Below are 16,330 nucleotides of genomic sequence, written 5' to 3'. Positions count from 1 at the left end.
AAGACGTTCCACATGCCGAAGATGAAGAGCCACACCGGCACGGGCAAGCGGGTCCGGGTGACCGGCAAGGGCAAGCTCATGAAGGAGCAGGCCAACAAGCGCCACCTCCTGGAGAAGAAGCCCTCCACCCGTACCCGCCGGCTGACCGGCGTGGTCGCGGTGGCCAAGGCCGACGTCAAGCGCATCAAGAAGCTGCTCGGCCGCTGACGCGCGCCACCTGAATCCAAGAAGGAGTTGAGATGGCACGCGTCAAGCGGGCTGTGAACGCCCAGAAGAAGCGTCGTACCCTGCTGGAGACCGCGAGCGGATACCGCGGTCAGCGCTCCCGGCTGTACCGCAAGGCCAAGGAGCAGGTGCTGCACTCGATGCAGTACGCCTACCGGGACCGTCGCGACCGCAAGGGCGACTTCCGGCAGCTGTGGATCCAGCGGATCAACGCGGGTGCCCGCGCCAACGGGATGACCTACAACCGGCTGATCCAGGGCCTGCGCCTGGCCGGCATCGAGGTCGACCGCAAGATCCTGGCTGACCTGGCCGTCAACGACGCCGCCGCGTTCGCGGCGATCGTCGAGCTGGCCCGGGCCGCCGTGCAGGCCGAGGGCACCGGCGGCGCGCCCGCCCAGGCCGCCTGAGTCCCACCCAGCGCAGCGAGGCGTCCCTCGGCAACGGGGGACGCCTCGCGCGTACGGCCGAGACCATGCTCTTCACACCGCGTACGCCCCGGGTGGTGGCCGCGCGCCGACTCCAGCGTCGCCGCGACCGCGACGCCTCGGGTCGGTTCCTCGCCGAGGGGCCGCAGGCGGTCCGGGAGGCCCTGAGCCGACCCCGCACCGTGCTGGAGCTGTTCGGCACCCCGGCCGCCCTCGACCGGTACGCCGACCTGGCGGCGAGCGCCGCCGGTGGCGACGTGCCCGTCTCCGAGGTGACCGACGAGGCCCTGGCCGCGCTCGCCGAGACCGTCGCCCCGCAGGGGCTGGTCGCCGTCTGCCGGCACCTCGACGTGTCCCTGGAGATCGCGTTGTCGCGCGCCCCCCGGCTGGTGGCCGTGCTCGCCGGCATCCGTGACCCGGGCAACGCCGGCACGGTGCTGCGGACCGCCGACGCGGCCGGCGCCACCGCGGTGATCTTCGCGGGTGACGCCGTCGACCCGTACAACGGCAAGTGCGTCAGGTCGTCGGCCGGCAGCCTGTTCCACGTCGACGTGGTGCGCGAACGCGACCCGGCCGCGACGCTCATCGCCGCCCGGGCCGCCGGGCTGACGGTGCTCGCCGCCACCGGCCACGGCGAATCTGATCTCGACGAGCTGGTCGACGCCGGCCGGCTGGCGGCACCGACCGCCTGGCTGTTCGGCTCCGAGGCGCACGGCCTGCCCGTCGACCTGGCCGAGGCCGCCGACGCCCGGGTCCGGGTGCCGCTGCACGGGCGGGCCGAGAGCCTCAACCTGGCTGCGGCGGCGGCCGTCTGCCTGTACGCTTCGGCCAGAGCACAGCGCTGACCCGAGGTCACGCGCGCATGACGGAGGAGACGCGGCCCCCATGGTGAACGCATCACGGCGTTCGTTTAGCCAGCCCGCCGGTGTCGGCGGGCGGCGGGCCTGACCTGCTCTCCACACGACTCCCACCGGCGGGCTGCGGCACAGCCGCGCGTCCGTAGACTCGCCTAGCCGCCCGCGAGGGCCGGCGCCGTCGTGAGGGAGTGCCCGTACGCCATGACTTACCGCAACGATCCGTACGACCCGAAGCAGGTCGCCCTGCTGGACCCGGCCGCGCTGGCCGAGGCCGTGACCGAGGCCGAGAAGGCGTTCGCCGCCGCCGGTGACCCGGACGCGCTGGCCGCGGTGCGCCCGGCGCACCTGGGCGACCGGGCCCCGGTCTCGCTGGCCCGCCGCGAGATCGGCGCGCTGCCGCCGGCCGCCAAGGCCGACGCCGGCAAACGGGTCAACGAGGCCCGCCGGGCCATCGAGCAGGCGCACGCCGCCCGGGCCGAGGTGTTGGAGCGCGAGCAGGCCGAGCGGGTCCTGATCGCCGAACGAGTCGACGTCACGTTGCCCTACGACCGGCACCCGCGTGGCTCCCGACACCCGATCACGCTGCTGATGGAGCAGATCAGCGACCTGTTCATCGGGATGGGCTACGAGGTGGCCGAGGGCCCCGAGGTCGAGTTGGAGTGGACCAACTTCGACGCGCTGAACATCCCCGCCGACCACCCGGCGCGGGGGCTGATGGACACCTTCCACATCGCACCGGAGGGTTCCGGTCTGGTGCTGCGTACGCACACCTCACCGGTGCAGGCCCGCACCATGCTCAGCCGCACCCCGCCGATCTACGTGGTCGTGCCCGGCCGGGTCTACCGCACCGACGAGTTGGACGCCACCCACTCCCCGGTCTTCTACCAGGTGGAGGGTCTGGTGGTGGACAAGGGCATCACGATGGCGCACCTGCGGGGCACCCTCGACCACTTCGCCCGGGCGATGTTCGGCGCGGGCGCGAAGACCCGGTTCCGGCCGCACTACTTCCCGTTCACCGAGCCGTCGGCGGAGTTCGACGTGTGGTTCCCGGAGCACCGCAAGGGCCCACAGTGGGTCGAGTGGGGTGGCTGCGGCATGGTCAACCCGCGGGTGCTGCGGGCCTGCGGCATCGACCCGGAGGTCTACTCCGGCTTCGCCTTCGGCATGGGCATCGACCGGACGGTGATGTTCCGGCACGGGGTGGGCGACATGCGGGACCTGGTCGAGGGAGACGTCCGGTTCACCCGGGCGTTCGGCCACGGGGCTTAGTGCGGGCGCGAGTTACGGAGACGGTGGTTACCCATAATGCGAGTTTCTCTGAGTTGGCTGCGGGAGTACGTCGACGTACCCGACCTGCCCGTCGACGAGCTGGAGCGGGCCCTGGTCGACCTCGGCATCGAGGTCGAGTCCATCGTGGACCTGTCCGGCACGGTCACCGGGCAACTGGTGGTCGGCGAGGTCCTGGAGATCGAGGAGCTGACCGGCTTCAAGAAGCCGATCCGGTTCTGCCTGGTGAACGTGGGCGCCGCCAACGGCACCGGCGAGCCGCAGGAGATCGTCTGCGGTGCCCGCAACTTCGCCCCGGGTGACCGGGTCGTGGTGATCCTGCCCGGCGGGGTGCTGCCGGGTGGCTTCGCCATCGGCGCCCGGCGCACGTACGGGCGCAACTCCAACGGCATGATCTGCTCGGCCCGGGAACTGGGCCTGGGCGACGACCATTCCGGCATCCTGGTGCTGCCCGAGCACGTGGTGGCGGAGCCCGGCGACGACGCCCGTCCGGTGGTCGGCCTCGACGACGTCATCGTCGAGGTGGAGATCACCCCGGACCGGGGCTACCAGATGTCCCTGCGTGGGCTCGCCCGCGAACTGGCGCACGCCCTCGGCCTCGACTACTCCGACCGGGGCCGGATGCCGGCGACGCCCGGCACGGCCGAGCCGGCGTACCCGGTCGAGGTGCGCGACCCGGTCGGCTGCGACCGGTTCGCGGCCCGGATGGTGCGCGGTGTCGACCCGGCGGCGCAGACCCCGGACTGGATGCGGCAACGGCTGACCATCGCCGGCATCCGCAGCATCTCGTTGCCGGTGGACATCACCAACTACGTGATGCTCGAACTCGGCCAGCCGATGCACGCCTTCGACGCCGACCGGATCACCGGCCCGCTCGTGGTGCGCCGGGCGGTACCGGGGGAGAAACTGACCACGCTCGACGGGGTGACCCGCGCCCTCGCCCCCGAGGACATGGTCATCTGCGACGCCGGGCTGCCGAACCCGGTCGCCGCAGAGGGTGACGGCATGCCGATCTCACTGGCCGCCGTGATGGGCGGCGAGACCAGCGAGGTGCTGCCGGGCACCGTCAACGTGCTCTTCGAGGCCGCCCACTGGGACCCGGCGATGGTGGGCCGCACCGCGCGCCGGCACAAGCTGTTCAGCGAGGCGGCGAAGCGTTGGGAGCGCGGGGTCGACCCGGCGCTGCCGCTGGTCGCCCTGGACCGGGCGGTCGGGCTGCTCACCTCGTACGCGGGCGGCACCGCCGGCGAGGAGGTGCTGGACATCAACCACGTCCGGCCGCGTACCCCGGTCACCCTGCCGGCCGACCTGCCCAGCCGGCGGGTCGGTGTCGACTACCCGCCGGCCCGGGTGGTCGCGCTGCTGGAGCAGGTCGGCTGCACCGTGGCGCGGGGCACCGACCGGCTGGCCGAGGAACCGGGCTCGGTGGGGGTGGCCGCCGGAGACGGTGAGGCGCTGAGTGTCACCCCGCCGACCTGGCGGCCCGACCTGACCGATCCGGCGGACCTGGTCGAGGAGGTGGTCCGCCTCGACGGGTACGACAAGGTGCCGTCGGTGCTGCCGACCGCGCCGCCCGGCCGGGGCCTGACCTGGCAGCAGCGACGCCACCGGGCGGTGTCCCGTTCCCTGGCCGAACGCGGCTACGTCGAGGTGCTGGCGCACCCGTTCGTCGCCACCGAGCTGGCCGACCAGCTCGGCCTGGCCGCCGACGACCCGCGTCGCCGGGCGGTGCGGCTGGCCAACCCGCTGTCGGAGGAGGAGCCGCTGCTGCGCACCACGCTGCTCGGCCCGCTGCTCGGTATCGTCCGGCGCAACCTCGGCCGGGGCCTGCGGGACCTGGCCCTCTACGAGATCGGCACGGTCTTCCAGCCTCGGGTGGACGCCGGCAGCCCGCCGGAGATGGGCGTCGACCGCCGTCCCACCGACGCGGAGTTCGCCGCCGCCGACGCGGTGGTGCCGCGCCAGCCCCGGCACGTCGCCGTCGTGCTGACCGGTGAGATCGAGCCGGCCGGCTGGTGGGGCGGCGGGCGGTCGGCCGGCTGGGCGGACGCCGTCGAGGCGGGCCGCGCGGTGCTCGCCGCCGCCGGGGTACCCGACCGGCAGGTCGAGGTGCGCTCGGCCGAGTACGCCCCGTGGCACCCGGGCCGCTGCGCGGCGCTGCTGGTCGACGGCGCGGTCGTGGGCCACGCCGGTGAGCTGCACCCGCAGGTCGTGGCGACGCTCGAACTGCCGAGGCGGACCTGCGCCATGGAGCTGGACCTGGACGCGCTGCCGGCACCCGCGGTGACGGCCGCGCCCGCTGTCTCCGGCTACCCGCCGGCGCTGATCGACGTGGCGCTGGTGGTGGCCGAGTCGGTACCGGCGGCCCAGGTCCGCCAGGCACTCGTCGAGGGCGCCGGCGAGCTGCTGGAGTCGGTCAGTCTGTTCGACGTGTACGCCTCGGAGCAGCTCGGCGCCGGACGCAAGTCACTGGCCTACAAGTTGACCTTCCGGGCACCGGACCGCACGTTGACGGTCGAGGAGGCGGTGGCCGCCCGCGACGCCGCCGTCGCCCGCGCCGCCGAACGCTGCGGCGCCACCCTCCGCGGCGCCTGACCGGCGGCCAAGGGCCCCTTCCCGACGCCTCGTGCGGGGAAGGGGCCCTTGCTCACTGCGGGAGTGGGTGCGGTGTGCGGTCGGTGACGGCGGCAAGGGGGTAGGTGCGGGATCGACCGAAAGGTCAACACCGGTGGCTGTTTGGTTACCCGCGAGTCACGTCTGAGGGGTTAGCCTGCTGTATCCCGACGACTTTGGGATCACACCCGCCACCCCCACGGGAGCCCCCTCATGTCCGATGATCCGCCCGCCTCGGTCGACGTCTGCATCGTCGGTGGTTGTGGCCGGGTGGGCCTGCCGCTGGGCATCGCCTTCGCCGCCCGCGGGCTGTCCGTCGTGCTGTACGACATCAACGCCGAGGCTGTCGCGGGCGTCAACGCGGCCACCCTGCCCTTCGCCGAGCCCGGCGCGGCCGATCCGTTGGCCGAGGCGGTGGCGGCCGGCCGGCTGCGCGCCACCACCGACCCCGCCGCCGTCGGGATCTCGGACCACCTGGTCGTCGTGGTCGGCACGCCGGTCGACGAGCACCTCAACCCGGATCTCGGTGCCGTGCCCCGCGCGTTGGAACGCTGCGCCGAACACCTGCGCGACGGCCAGCTGATCGTGCTGCGCAGCACCGTGTACCCCGGCGTCACCGCGCTGACCGAGAAGTTGCTGGCCGGCAAGGGTCTGCGTGCGGAGGTGGCGTTCTGCCCGGAACGGATCGCCGAGGGCCGGGCGATGACCGAGCTGTTCACGCTGCCGCAGATCGTCGCCGCGCGGACCCCGGAGGCGCTGGCGCGGGCGGAGAAGTTGTTCCGGCACCTGACCGACCAGATCGTCCCGCTCGAACCCGAGGAGGCCGAGCTGGCGAAGTTGTTCACCAACACCTGGCGGTACATCAAGTTCGCCACCGCGAACCAGTTCTGGATGATGGCGAACGACTTCGGGCTGGACTTCGCCCGGATCCGGCACGCGGTGGCGTACGACTACCCGCGCGCGGCCGATCTGCCGATGCCCGGTTTCGCCGCCGGGCCGTGCCTGTTCAAGGACACCATGCAACTGGCCGCGTTCAACCGCAACAACTTCGTGCTCGGCCACTCCGCGATGCTGATCAACGAGGGGTTGCCGCTGTATCTGGTGTCCCGCCTGGAGGACCGGTTCGACCTGGCCTCCTCGACGGTGGGCATCCTCGGCATGGCCTTCAAGGGCGGCAGCGACGATCCCCGGGAGAGCCTGGCGTACAAGCTGCGCAAGATCCTGGCGTTGAAGACCCGGGAGACGCTCTGCACCGACCCGTACGTGGCCGACGAGCGCCTGGTCGACCTGGACGAGGTGTTGCGCCGGGCGGACCTGCTGGTCATCGCCGCGCCGCACGAGCAGTACGCCCGCCTCGACACCGACAAACCGGTGGTCGACATGTGGGGCCTGACCGGACAGGGGGTGCGGGTGTGATGAATCCCCGGGTCTCGGTGATCGTGCCGGTCTACAACGAGGGCGAGGCGATCATCCGCTGCCTGGAGCGGATGCTGCGGGAACTGATGCTGCCCGCCGAGGTGCTGATCGTGCACGACATGCCCGAGGACACCACGGTCCCGTACGTCGAACGGATCGCGCGTACCGACCCGAGGGTCCGGGCGGTGCTCAACACCTACGGCCGGGGCCCGGCCAACGCGATCCGGTTCGGCATCGACGCGGCCCTGGCGCCGGTCGCGGTGGTGACGATGGCCGACGGGTGTGACGATCCCCGCCAGATCGACGAGTTGGCCCGGTTGGTGGACCGGGGGGTGGTGGTCGCCGCGGCCTCCCGGTACATGCCGGGTGGTCAGCAGGTCGGCGGGCCGAGGCTCAAGCGGATGATGTCCCGCTGGGCGGGACGAAGTCTTTACACCTTCGCCCGGGCCGGCACCCGCGACGCCACCAACAGCTTCAAGGCGTACGACACCGCGTTCGTCCGGGAGGTCGGCATCGAGTCGCGGACCGGCTTCGAGATCGGGCTGGAGCTGACCGCGAAGGCCACCCGGCTGCGCCTGCCGGTGGCGGAGATTCCGACCATCTGGCTGGACCGTCCGCTCGGCGAGTCTCACTTCGACCTGGGCCGCTTCCTCCCCGGCTACCTGCGCTGGTACGTGTTCGCCTACGGTCGACGGCTGAGCCGGGAGAAGCTGACCGCCCGGGTGCGGACGGCGGCCGTGCCGGCTCCGCGTGGCACCGAGTACGAGAAGACGGCATAGGAGCGTTCGTGGCGAAGATCCTGGTAACCGGTTCGGCCGGCTTCATCGGCGGCTATCTCGTCGCGGAGCTGCTCGACCGCGGCCACGAGGTGGTGGGTGTCGACAACTTCTCGAAGTACGGTCCGGTCGCCCAGAGCCACGAGGGGAACCCCCGGTTCCGGTTCGTGGAGGGGGACGCCCGCGACACCGATCTGCTGACCGGGCTGCTCGACGGCTGCGACCATCTGGTCGCCGGGGCGGCGATGATCGGCGGGATCTCCTACTTCCACGCGTACGCCTACGACCTGCTCGCCACCAACGAGCGGATCATGGCGGCGACCTGTGACGCGGCGATCCGGGCTCACCGCGACGGCCGGCTGTCCAAGGTCACCTACCTCTCCTCCTCGATGGTGTTCGAGTCCACCGAGCACTGGCCCAGCCGGGAGGGCGACGAGCGACGCATCCCGCCGCCGCTGTCCTCGTACGGCTTCCAGAAGCTGGCCGTGGAGTACTACGCCCGCGCGGCCTGGGACCAGTACCGGTTGCCCTACACGATCGTGCGGCCGTTCAACTGCGTCGGCGTGGGGGAGGGGCGGGCGCTGGGCCAGGCCGAGGTGCTCTCCGGCAACGTCAAGCTGGCCATGTCGCACGTGGTGCCCGATCTGGTGCAGAAGATCGTCAAGGGGCAGGATCCGCTGCACATCCTCGGCGAGGGCGACCAGGTGCGGCACTACACCTACGGCGGGGACCTGGCCCGGGGCATCGCGCTGGCCATCGAGCATCCGGCGGCGGCCAACGAGGACTTCAACCTCTCCACCGCCGAGTCGACCACCGTGCTGGAGTTGGCCGAGCTGATCTGGCGCAAGATCAAGGGACCGGACGTGCCGTTCCGGTACGTCAGCGACGACCCCTTCCAGCATGACGTACAGAAGCGGGTGCCGGACACCACGAAGGCCCACGAGGTGCTCGGCTTCACCGCCACCACGTCCCTGGATGAGATGCTCGACGAGGTCATCCCCTGGGTGACCGACGCGGTCGCCGAGGGCCGGCTGTAGCACACCGGCACCCATCGTGGTTCATTACCATACGGCTTCCTGTATGAACTTGCAGTTCGAGGTGCGCCCCTGTTAACCTTCTCTGCATATTCATGCGGAGGTGGGTATGGGGATTCGGGCTGCGGTCGCCGGGGCGAGCGGGTACGCCGGTGGTGAGCTGCTCCGTCTGCTTGCCGGGCACCCCGAGTTCGACCTGGTCGCCGCGACCGCGCACAGCCAGGCCGGGCAACCGGTCGAGGCCGTTCACCCGCAGCTGACCGGGCTGGACATGACCCTCGGCGGGACCACGCCGGAGGTGCTGGCCGAGGCCGATCTGGTCTTCCTCGCGCTGCCGCACGGTGAGTCCGCCGCCCTGGCGGCGCGACTGCCCGCCGGGGTCCGGATCGTCGATCTCGGCGCCGACCACCGGCTCGCCGACGCCGACGCCTGGGCCCGTTACTACGGCGGCCCGCACGCGGGCGCGTGGACCTACGGCCTGCCCGAGCTGCCCGGCCAGCGGGCGCGGATCGCCACCGCCGAACGGGTGGCCAGCACCGGCTGCTACGCGGCGACGATCACCCTGGCGCTGGCGCCGCTGATCGCCGCCGGTGCCGCCCGACCCGACGACGTGGTGGTCGTCGCCGCGTCCGGCACCTCGGGTGCGGGCCGGGTGGCCAAGGCTCACCTGCTGGCCAGTGAGGTGATGGGCGACCTGTCGCCCTACAAGGTGGGCGCACACCAGCACGTACCCGAGATCAAACAGGCCACCGGGGCGACCGGGCTGTCGTTCACGCCGGTGCTGGCGCCCATGCCGCGCGGCATCCTGGCCACGGTCACCGCCCTGCCGACCGGCGAGGCCGACCCGCGCGCGGTGCTGGCGCGGGCGTACGCGGACGAACCGTTCGTGCACCTGCTGCCCGAGGGTCGGTGGCCGCACACCGCCGCCACGCTGGGCGGCAACTCCTGCCACCTGCAGGCCGGCGTCGATGTCGACTCCGGCCGGCTGATCGTGGTCGCCGCGCTGGACAACCTGGGCAAGGGTGCCGCGGGCCAGGCGGTGCAGAACGCCAACCTGATGTTCGGTCTGCCCGAAACCACGGGCCTGTCCGTGTGGGGGACCGCGCCATGACCGTGACCACTCCCGAGGGATTCCGGGCGGCCGGGGTCGCCGCCGGCCTCAAGACCAGCGGTGGGCCGGATGTGGCGCTGGTGGTCAACGAGGGCCCCGACACCGCCGTCGCCGGGGTCTTCACCACCAACCGGGTCAAGGCCGCGCCGGTGCTCTGGTCCCAGCAGGTCGTCCAGGGCGGCAGCGTACGGGCGGTGGTGCTCAACTCCGGTGGTGCGAACGCCTGCACCGGTCCGGCCGGCTTCCAGGACACCCACGCCACCGCCGAGCACACCGCCGCCGCGTTGACCTCAGCCAACGCGTACCAGGTCGGTGCCGGTGAGGTGGCCGTCTGCTCCACCGGCCTGATCGGCGAGCGGCTACCCATGGACCGGCTCCTGCCCGGGGTCACCGCTGCTGTCGAGAGTCTGGGTGATCACGGCGGCGTCGCCGCCGAGGCGATCATGACGACGGACACCCGGCCGAAGACCACCGTTGTCTCCGGTGCCGGCTGGACCGTCGGCGGCATGGCCAAGGGCGCGGGCATGCTCGCCCCGGCGATGGCCACGATGCTCTGTGTCCTCACCACCGACGCGGTGGCCGGGCCGGCGACGCTCGACGCGGTGCTGCGGGCGGCCACCCGGGTCACCTTCGACCGGGTGGACTCCGACGGCTGCATGTCGACCAACGACACGGTGCTGCTGCTGGCCAGCGGTGCCTCGGGTGTCACGCCGAGCGAGGCGGAACTGGCCTCGGCGGTCACCGCCGCCTGCCACGACCTGGCCCGGCAGCTGCTCGCCGACGCCGAGGGCGCCACCAAGGAGATCGCCATCGAGGTGGTCGGCGCCGCCGACGAGGACGACGCGGTCGAGGTGGGCCGGTCGGTGGCCCGCAACAACCTGGTCAAGACCGCGCTGTTCGGCAACGACCCGAACTGGGGCCGGATCCTCGCCGCTGTCGGCACGACCGCCGCCGCCTTCGAGCCGGACGCCGTCGACGTGGCGGTCAAAGGCATCTGGGTCTGTCGGTCCGGCGCCGCCGCCGAGGACCGCTCGAAGGTCGATCTCTCCGGCCGGGACGTCACCATCCGGATCGACCTGCACGCCGGTGCCGCCGAGGCGACGGTGTGGACGAACGACCTGTCGCACGCCTACGTGCACGAGAACTCGGCCTACTCAACATGAGCGCGAGGAATGTAGCGCAGCGGAGTCCCGCAGTCGCGAACGGAAGGCTGGCCTGGTGAGCGCGAGGAATGTAGCGCAGCGGAGTCCCGCAGTCGCGAACGGAAGGCTGGCCTGGTGAATCTGAACTCCGATCTGGCCCTTGCCCAGGCCAAGGCGGCCACGCTGATCGAGGCGCTGCCCTGGCTGGCCCGTCTGTCCGGCGCCACCGTCGTGATCAAGTACGGCGGCAGCGCGATGGTCGACCCGGAGTTGCGGCGGGCCTTCGCCGCCGACATGGTCTTCCTGCGCTATGTCGGCCTCAAGCCGGTGGTGGTGCACGGCGGCGGACCGCAGATCTCGGCCATGCTCGGCCGGTTGGGCATCGCCAGCGAGTTCCGGGGTGGCCTGCGGGTGACCACCCCGGAGGCGATGGACGTGGTCCGGATGGTGCTGTTCGGGCAGGTGGGCCGCGAACTGGTCGGGTTGATCAACGCGCACGGTCCGTTCGCGGTCGGTCTCTCCGGTGAGGATGCCGGGCTGTTCAGGGCGGTGCGACGGTCCGCGTACGTCGACGGGCAGCCGGTCGACGTGGGTCAGGTCGGCGACGTCGAGTCGGTGGACATCTCGGCGGTGGACGACCTGATCGCGGCCGGCCGGATTCCGGTGATCTCCACGGTGGCGCCGGACGCGGACGGTGTGTTGCACAATCTGAACGCCGACACCGCCGCCGCCGCGCTCGCGGTCGCCCTGCGGGCGCGCAAGCTGGTCGTGCTCACCGACGTGCCCGGCCTGTACGCCGACTGGCCGGACAGGTCCAGCCTGCTCAGCGAGATCAACACGGACGAGTTGGCGAAGCTGCTGCCGTCGCTGGAGTCGGGCATGGTGCCGAAGATGGAGGCGTGCCTGCGGGCCGTCAACGCAGGAGTGCCGGCCGCACACGTCGTGGACGGTCGGGTCGCCCATTCCACCCTGCTGGAAGTGTTCACCCCGGAAGGCTTCGGAACGATGGTGATTCCCTCATGAGTGCCCTGGTCAGCCGGTGGCGGCAGGCGATGATGGACAACTACGGCACGCCGCCGCTGGCGCTGGTGTCGGGTTCCGGCGCCGTCGTGGTCGACGAGGCCGGCCGGGAGTACGTCGACCTGCTCGGCGGCATCGCCGTCAACTCCCTCGGGCACGCGCACCCGGCGGTGGTGGCGGCCGTGTCGAAGCAGGTCGCCACGCTCGGCCACGTCTCCAACCTGTATGTCTGCGAACCGCCGGTGGCGCTTGCCGAACTGCTGCTGGCCCTCGCCGGCCGGCCGGGCCGGGTGTTCTTCGCCAATTCCGGAGCCGAGGCCAACGAGGCGGCGTTCAAGCTCTCCCGGTGCACCGGCCGCACTCAGGTGGTGGCCACCGTCGGCGGCTTCCACGGCCGGACCATGGGCGCCCTCGCTCTGACCGGTCAGCCGGCGAAGGCCGACCCGTTCCGGCCGCTGCCGGGCGAGGTGACCCATGTCCCGTACGGTGACGTGGCCGCCCTGGCCGCGGCGGTGACCGACGCCACGGCCATGGTGATCCTGGAGCCGATCCAGGGCGAGAACGGTGTGGTCGTCCCGCCCGCCGGCTACCTCGCCGCGGCCCGCCGGATCACCGCCCGCCACGGTGCCCTCCTGGTGCTGGACGAGGTGCAGACCGGCGTCGGCCGGACCGGGCACTGGTTCGCCCACCAGGCCGACGGCGTCGAACCGGATGTGGTGACTCTGGCCAAGGGGCTCGGTGGCGGGTTGCCCATCGGCGCGACGCTCGCCTTCGGCCCGGCCGCCGACCTGCTCGGCCCCGGTTCGCACGGCAGCACCTTCGGCGGCAATCCGGTCAGTTGCGCCGCCGCGCTGGCCGTCATCTCCACGATCGCCAGTGAGGGGTTGCTCGACCACGTCAAGCGGCTCGGTGAGCGGCTGCGTCGGGGGATCGAGGCGCTCGGTCATCCGTTGGTGGCCGGCGTACGCGGTGCGGGGCTGCTGCTCGGTGTCACGCTGACCGCACCGGTGTCCGCCGCGCTCGCCGGGGCGCTGCGCGAGGCCGGCTTCCTGGTCAATCCGATCCAGCCCGACGTGATCCGGCTGGCCCCGCCGTTGATCCTCACCACCGCTCAGGTCGACGCCTTCCTGGCGGCGCTGCCGGCCGCCCTGGCGGCGTCCACGGGTGCCCCGGATCGGGTCGCCCCGGTCGCGCCGTCCGGCGGCGCGATCCCGGTCGTACCCGTCGAGAGGGATGCGCCGACCGGTTTCTCGACCAACCCGGTGGCGCCGAGGGAGGCTTCCGCGTGATCCGGCATTTCCTGCGTGACGACGACCTGTCGCCGGCCGAGCAGTCCGCGGTGCTCGACCTGGCCGGCCGGATGAAGGCCGACCGGTTCGCGTTCGCGTCGTTGGCCGGGCCGCGCTCGGTGGCGGTGCTGTTCGACAAGCAGAGCCTGCGCACCCGGATCTCCTTCGACGCCGGCATCGCCGAACTGGGTGGTCACCCGCTGGTGGTGGACACCCAGGTCACCCACTTCGGCCGGGGTGAGTCGCTCGGCGACGCCGGCCGGGTGCTGTCCCGCTACGTGGCCGCGATCGTGCTGCGTACCCATGGCGACGACCGGATCGCGGAGGTCGCCGCCGGAGCCACCGTGCCGGTGGTCAACGCGCTCACCGACGGGTTCCACCCGTGCCAGCTGCTCGCCGACCTGCTCACCATCCGCGAATGGTGCGGCGGCACGGTGGGGCGCACGCTCGCCTACGTGGGGGACGCGGCGAACAACATGTCCCACTCGTACCTGCTGGCCGGCGCGACCGCCGGCATGCACGTGCGGGTCGCCGGTCCGGCCGGTTTCCACCCGCACGCGGACGTGGTGGCCCGTGCCGAGGCGATCGCCGCCGGCACCGGCGGCTCGATCCGGGTGCTCACCGACCCGGTCGCCGCCGTCCGCGACGCCGACGTGGTGGCCACCGACACCTGGACCTCGATGGGACAGGAGGCCGACGGCATGGACCGCAGCACCCCGTTCCTGGCGTACCAGGTCAACAAGGCGCTGCTCGGGCACGCCGCGCCGGAGGCCATCGTGCTGCACTGCCTGCCGGCGCACCGCGGCGAGGAGATCACCGACGAGGTGCTCGACGGCCCGCGCAGTGCCGTCTTCGACCAGGCGGAGAACCGGCTGCACGCCCAGAAGGCGCTGCTGACCTTCCTGCTGCAGGAGTCCCGGTGAGCGCGAGGAACGCAGCGCAGCGGAGTCCCGCAGTCGCGAACGGAAGGTTGATCCAGTGACCGCACCGCTGACCCGGGGCGCCCGCCATGCCCGCATCGTCGAGCTGATCCGCGACCGGGCGGTCCGTTCGCAGACCGAGCTGGCCGAGTTGCTCGGCGCGGAGGGCGTCCAGGTCACCCAGGCCACCCTCTCGCGGGACCTGAAGGAACTCGGCGCGGTCACCGCGCGGGGCGGTGACGGCCGTGCCGTGTACGTGATTCCCGAGGATGGTCACCGGCCGCTGCGCGACGCCGAGGCGGCGCCGGCCCGTCTGGTGCGGCTGCTGCGTGAGCTGCTCAACGAGGTCGATTCCAGCGGCAACATCGCGGTCCTGCGTACTCCGCCGGGGGCCGCCCACTACCTGGCCAGCGCGTTGGATCGGGCGGGCCTGTCGGAGGTCGTCGGCACCATCGCCGGCGACGACACCATTTTCGTCGTGGCACGTGCCGCCGACGGTGGCGCCGCGCTCGGTGAACGGCTCGCCAGCTGGGCCCGCCGGGACGACAGTGCCGAAGGGAGTACGCCATGACCGAGGTTGTGCCGGACGCGGGTGCCCGGTTGGGGGACGGCTGATCGTGGGGACCACAATTGACCGGGTGGACGACAAGAGCCTGACCGAGAACAGCGCAGCGGCCAACCGGACGAGCCTGTGGGGAGGCCGGTTCGCCGGTGGCCCGTCGGAGGCACTGGCCCGCCTGTCGGTGAGCGTGCAGTTCGACTGGCGGCTGGCCCCGTACGACATCGCTGGTTCCCGGGCGCACGCCCGGGTGCTGGCCGGTGCCGGCCTGCTCGACCCGGAGGAGCTGGGCCGCATCCTCGCCGCCCTCGACGACCTGGAGGCCGCCTGCGCCTCGGGCGCGTTCCGTCCCACCGTCGACGACGAGGACGTGCACACCGCTCTGGAGCGGGGCCTGCTGGAACGGCTCGGCAGTCTCGGCGGCAAGCTGCGCGCCGGCCGGTCCCGCAACGACCAGGTCGCCACCGACCTGCGGCTCTATCTGCGCGATCACGCCCGGGGCGTGGCCGCGCGGCTGGTGGAGCTGGCCGAGGCGCTGGTAGAGCAGGCGGGGCGGCACGTGGACACCGCCGCGCCCGGTATGACGCACCTGCAGCACGCCCAGCCGGTCACCTTCGGCCATTGGCTGCTCGCTCACGTGCAGCCGTTGCTGCGGGACCTGGAGCGGCTCCGTGACTGGGACCACCGGGCGGCGGTCAGTCCGCTCGGCGCGGGGGCGCTCGCCGGTTCGGGGCTGCCGCTGGACCCGGGGGCGGTCTCGAAGGAGCTGGGGTTCCGGACGTCGTTCGCCAACTCGATGGACGCGGTCGCCGATCGGGATTTCGTCGCCGAGTTCCTCTTCGTCACCGCGATGATCGGGGTGCACCTGTCCCGCCTCGGTGAGGAGGTGGTGCTCTGGACGTCGCAGGAGTTCGGCTGGGTGGAGCTGGACGACGCCTTCGCCACCGGCTCGTCGATCATGCCGCAGAAGAAGAACGCGGACATCGCCGAGCTGGCCCGGGGCAAGTCGGGTCGGCTGGTCGGCGGGCTGGTCGCGGTGCTGACCATGCTCAAGGGCCTGCCGATGACGTACGACCGGGACATGCAGGAGGACAAGGAGCCGGCCTTCGACGCGGTCGACACCCTGGAACTGCTGCTGCCGGCGCTCGCCGGGATGATCTCCACGATGACGGTACGCGTCGACCGCCTGGTCGCCGCCGCGCCGGTGGGCTTCTCCCTGGCCACCGAGGTGGCCGACTGGCTGGTGCGCAAGGGTGTGCCGTTCCGCGACGCGCACGAGATCACCGGCAAGCTGGTGGCGCTCTGCGCGGCCCGGGACTGCGCCCTCGACGAGGTCTCCGACGCCGACCTGGCCACCGTCAGCGAACACCTCGACCCGGCCGTACGCGACGTGCTGTCGGTCCGTTCGGCCCTCGCGGCCCGGATCACCCCCGGCTCCACCGGCCCCGGCCCGGTAGCCGACCAACTAGCCACCGCCGCCGACCAACTCACCACTTGGCGCGACTGGACCGCCGAGCAGGTCGTCCCCCGCTGACCGCCCCCCTTCGCGACCTCTCGTGCAGTTTCGGGGAAACTGTCGCCTCCAGGCACGCCGAGGCGGCAGTTTCCCCGAAACTGCCGCCTCGACGCGCCCGGACTCAGGCGTCGCGGCGGCGG

The 16,330-nt window shown here is 72.2% G+C and carries 15 protein-coding genes; all 15 read left to right on the top strand.

What is annotated here, in order from left to right:
* The first annotated feature begins 12 nt into the window (after positions 1–12).
* The 15 genes from rpmI to argH all read left to right on the top strand — a co-directional run bounded on the left by rpmI (position 13) and on the right by argH (position 16,208).
* The gene (gene rpmI, locus V5O40_RS15845) at positions 13–207 is read left to right on the top strand and encodes a 50S ribosomal protein L35 (protein WP_210829900.1); all 195 of its coding nucleotides are present in this window, start codon (positions 13–15) and stop codon (positions 205–207) included.
* A gap of 32 nt (positions 208–239) precedes the next feature.
* Complete coding sequence (rplT, locus tag V5O40_RS15840) at positions 240–632, top strand: 50S ribosomal protein L20 (RefSeq protein WP_093404272.1); 393 nt, start codon at positions 240–242, stop codon at positions 630–632.
* A gap of 65 nt (positions 633–697) precedes the next feature.
* Complete coding sequence (locus V5O40_RS15835; protein ID WP_332906151.1) at positions 698–1,495, top strand: TrmH family RNA methyltransferase; 798 nt, start codon at positions 698–700, stop codon at positions 1,493–1,495.
* Between the two features lie 213 nt (positions 1,496–1,708).
* A complete protein-coding gene (pheS, locus tag V5O40_RS15830; protein ID WP_332906150.1) occupies positions 1,709–2,776 on the top strand; it encodes a phenylalanine--tRNA ligase subunit alpha in 1,068 nt (355 codons plus the stop codon).
* Between the two features lie 36 nt (positions 2,777–2,812).
* Entirely contained in the window at positions 2,813–5,389 is a 2,577-nt protein-coding gene (pheT, locus tag V5O40_RS15825; RefSeq protein WP_332906149.1) for a phenylalanine--tRNA ligase subunit beta, read from the top strand.
* A gap of 231 nt (positions 5,390–5,620) precedes the next feature.
* Positions 5,621–6,823 carry a nucleotide sugar dehydrogenase gene (locus V5O40_RS15820; protein ID WP_332906148.1) on the top strand — a complete coding sequence of 401 codons (1,203 nt, stop codon included), beginning with the start codon at positions 5,621–5,623 and terminating at the stop codon, positions 6,821–6,823.
* Positions 6,823–7,602, top strand: coding sequence for a glycosyltransferase family 2 protein (locus tag V5O40_RS15815; RefSeq protein WP_332906147.1), 780 nt, complete (start codon positions 6,823–6,825; stop codon positions 7,600–7,602). Before V5O40_RS15820 ends, V5O40_RS15815 begins: the two co-directional genes overlap by 1 nt.
* Before the next feature lie 8 nt (positions 7,603–7,610).
* Complete coding sequence (locus V5O40_RS15810; RefSeq protein WP_332906146.1) at positions 7,611–8,636, top strand: NAD-dependent epimerase/dehydratase family protein; 1,026 nt, start codon at positions 7,611–7,613, stop codon at positions 8,634–8,636.
* 106 nt (positions 8,637–8,742) lie between these two features.
* On the top strand, positions 8,743–9,744 hold the full coding sequence (gene argC / locus V5O40_RS15805) for an N-acetyl-gamma-glutamyl-phosphate reductase (RefSeq protein WP_332906145.1): 1,002 nt from the start codon (positions 8,743–8,745) through the stop codon (positions 9,742–9,744).
* Positions 9,741–10,907: a bifunctional glutamate N-acetyltransferase/amino-acid acetyltransferase ArgJ gene (argJ, locus tag V5O40_RS15800; RefSeq protein ID WP_332906144.1), complete on the top strand. Its 1,167-nt coding sequence runs from the start codon at positions 9,741–9,743 to the stop codon at positions 10,905–10,907. The genes argC and argJ overlap by 4 nt, the downstream gene beginning before the upstream one ends.
* Before the next feature lie 114 nt (positions 10,908–11,021).
* Positions 11,022–11,909 carry an acetylglutamate kinase gene (argB, locus tag V5O40_RS15795; protein WP_332906143.1) on the top strand — a complete coding sequence of 296 codons (888 nt, stop codon included), beginning with the start codon at positions 11,022–11,024 and terminating at the stop codon, positions 11,907–11,909.
* Positions 11,906–13,195 carry an acetylornithine transaminase gene (locus V5O40_RS15790; protein WP_408631888.1) on the top strand — a complete coding sequence of 430 codons (1,290 nt, stop codon included), beginning with the start codon at positions 11,906–11,908 and terminating at the stop codon, positions 13,193–13,195. Before argB ends, V5O40_RS15790 begins: the two co-directional genes overlap by 4 nt.
* Complete coding sequence (gene argF / locus V5O40_RS15785; protein WP_332906142.1) at positions 13,192–14,118, top strand: ornithine carbamoyltransferase; 927 nt, start codon at positions 13,192–13,194, stop codon at positions 14,116–14,118. The genes V5O40_RS15790 and argF overlap by 4 nt, the downstream gene beginning before the upstream one ends.
* A 55-nt stretch (positions 14,119–14,173) precedes the next feature.
* Entirely contained in the window at positions 14,174–14,686 is a 513-nt protein-coding gene (locus tag V5O40_RS15780; protein WP_164445134.1) for an arginine repressor, read from the top strand.
* Positions 14,687–14,744: 58 nt separating this feature from the next.
* A complete protein-coding gene (gene argH, locus V5O40_RS15775; protein WP_332906187.1) occupies positions 14,745–16,208 on the top strand; it encodes an argininosuccinate lyase in 1,464 nt (487 codons plus the stop codon).
* Positions 16,209–16,330 lie beyond the last annotated feature (122 nt).

Source organism: Micromonospora palythoicola (assembly GCF_036689795.1).
Taxonomy (GTDB): domain Bacteria; phylum Actinomycetota; class Actinomycetes; order Mycobacteriales; family Micromonosporaceae; genus Micromonospora; species Micromonospora palythoicola.
This window is presented reverse-complemented; position numbering and strand designations above follow the sequence as displayed.

What these genes read in the sequence shown, in the direction of transcription:
- rpmI (WP_210829900.1), top strand. Translation starts at nt 13, where the DNA reads ATGCCGAAGATGAAGAGCCACACCGGCACGGGCAAGCGGGTCCGGGTG.
- rplT (WP_093404272.1), top strand. Translation starts at nt 240, where the DNA reads ATGGCACGCGTCAAGCGGGCTGTGAACGCCCAGAAGAAGCGTCGTACC.
- V5O40_RS15835 (WP_332906151.1), top strand. Translation starts at nt 698, where the DNA reads ATGCTCTTCACACCGCGTACGCCCCGGGTGGTGGCCGCGCGCCGACTC.
- pheS (WP_332906150.1), top strand. Translation starts at nt 1,709, where the DNA reads ATGACTTACCGCAACGATCCGTACGACCCGAAGCAGGTCGCCCTGCTG.
- pheT (WP_332906149.1), top strand. Translation starts at nt 2,813, where the DNA reads ATGCGAGTTTCTCTGAGTTGGCTGCGGGAGTACGTCGACGTACCCGAC.
- V5O40_RS15820 (WP_332906148.1), top strand. Translation starts at nt 5,621, where the DNA reads ATGTCCGATGATCCGCCCGCCTCGGTCGACGTCTGCATCGTCGGTGGT.
- V5O40_RS15815 (WP_332906147.1), top strand. Translation starts at nt 6,823, where the DNA reads ATGAATCCCCGGGTCTCGGTGATCGTGCCGGTCTACAACGAGGGCGAG.
- argC (WP_332906145.1), top strand. Translation starts at nt 8,743, where the DNA reads ATGGGGATTCGGGCTGCGGTCGCCGGGGCGAGCGGGTACGCCGGTGGT.
- argJ (WP_332906144.1), top strand. Translation starts at nt 9,741, where the DNA reads ATGACCGTGACCACTCCCGAGGGATTCCGGGCGGCCGGGGTCGCCGCC.
- V5O40_RS15790 (WP_408631888.1), top strand. Translation starts at nt 11,906, where the DNA reads ATGAGTGCCCTGGTCAGCCGGTGGCGGCAGGCGATGATGGACAACTAC.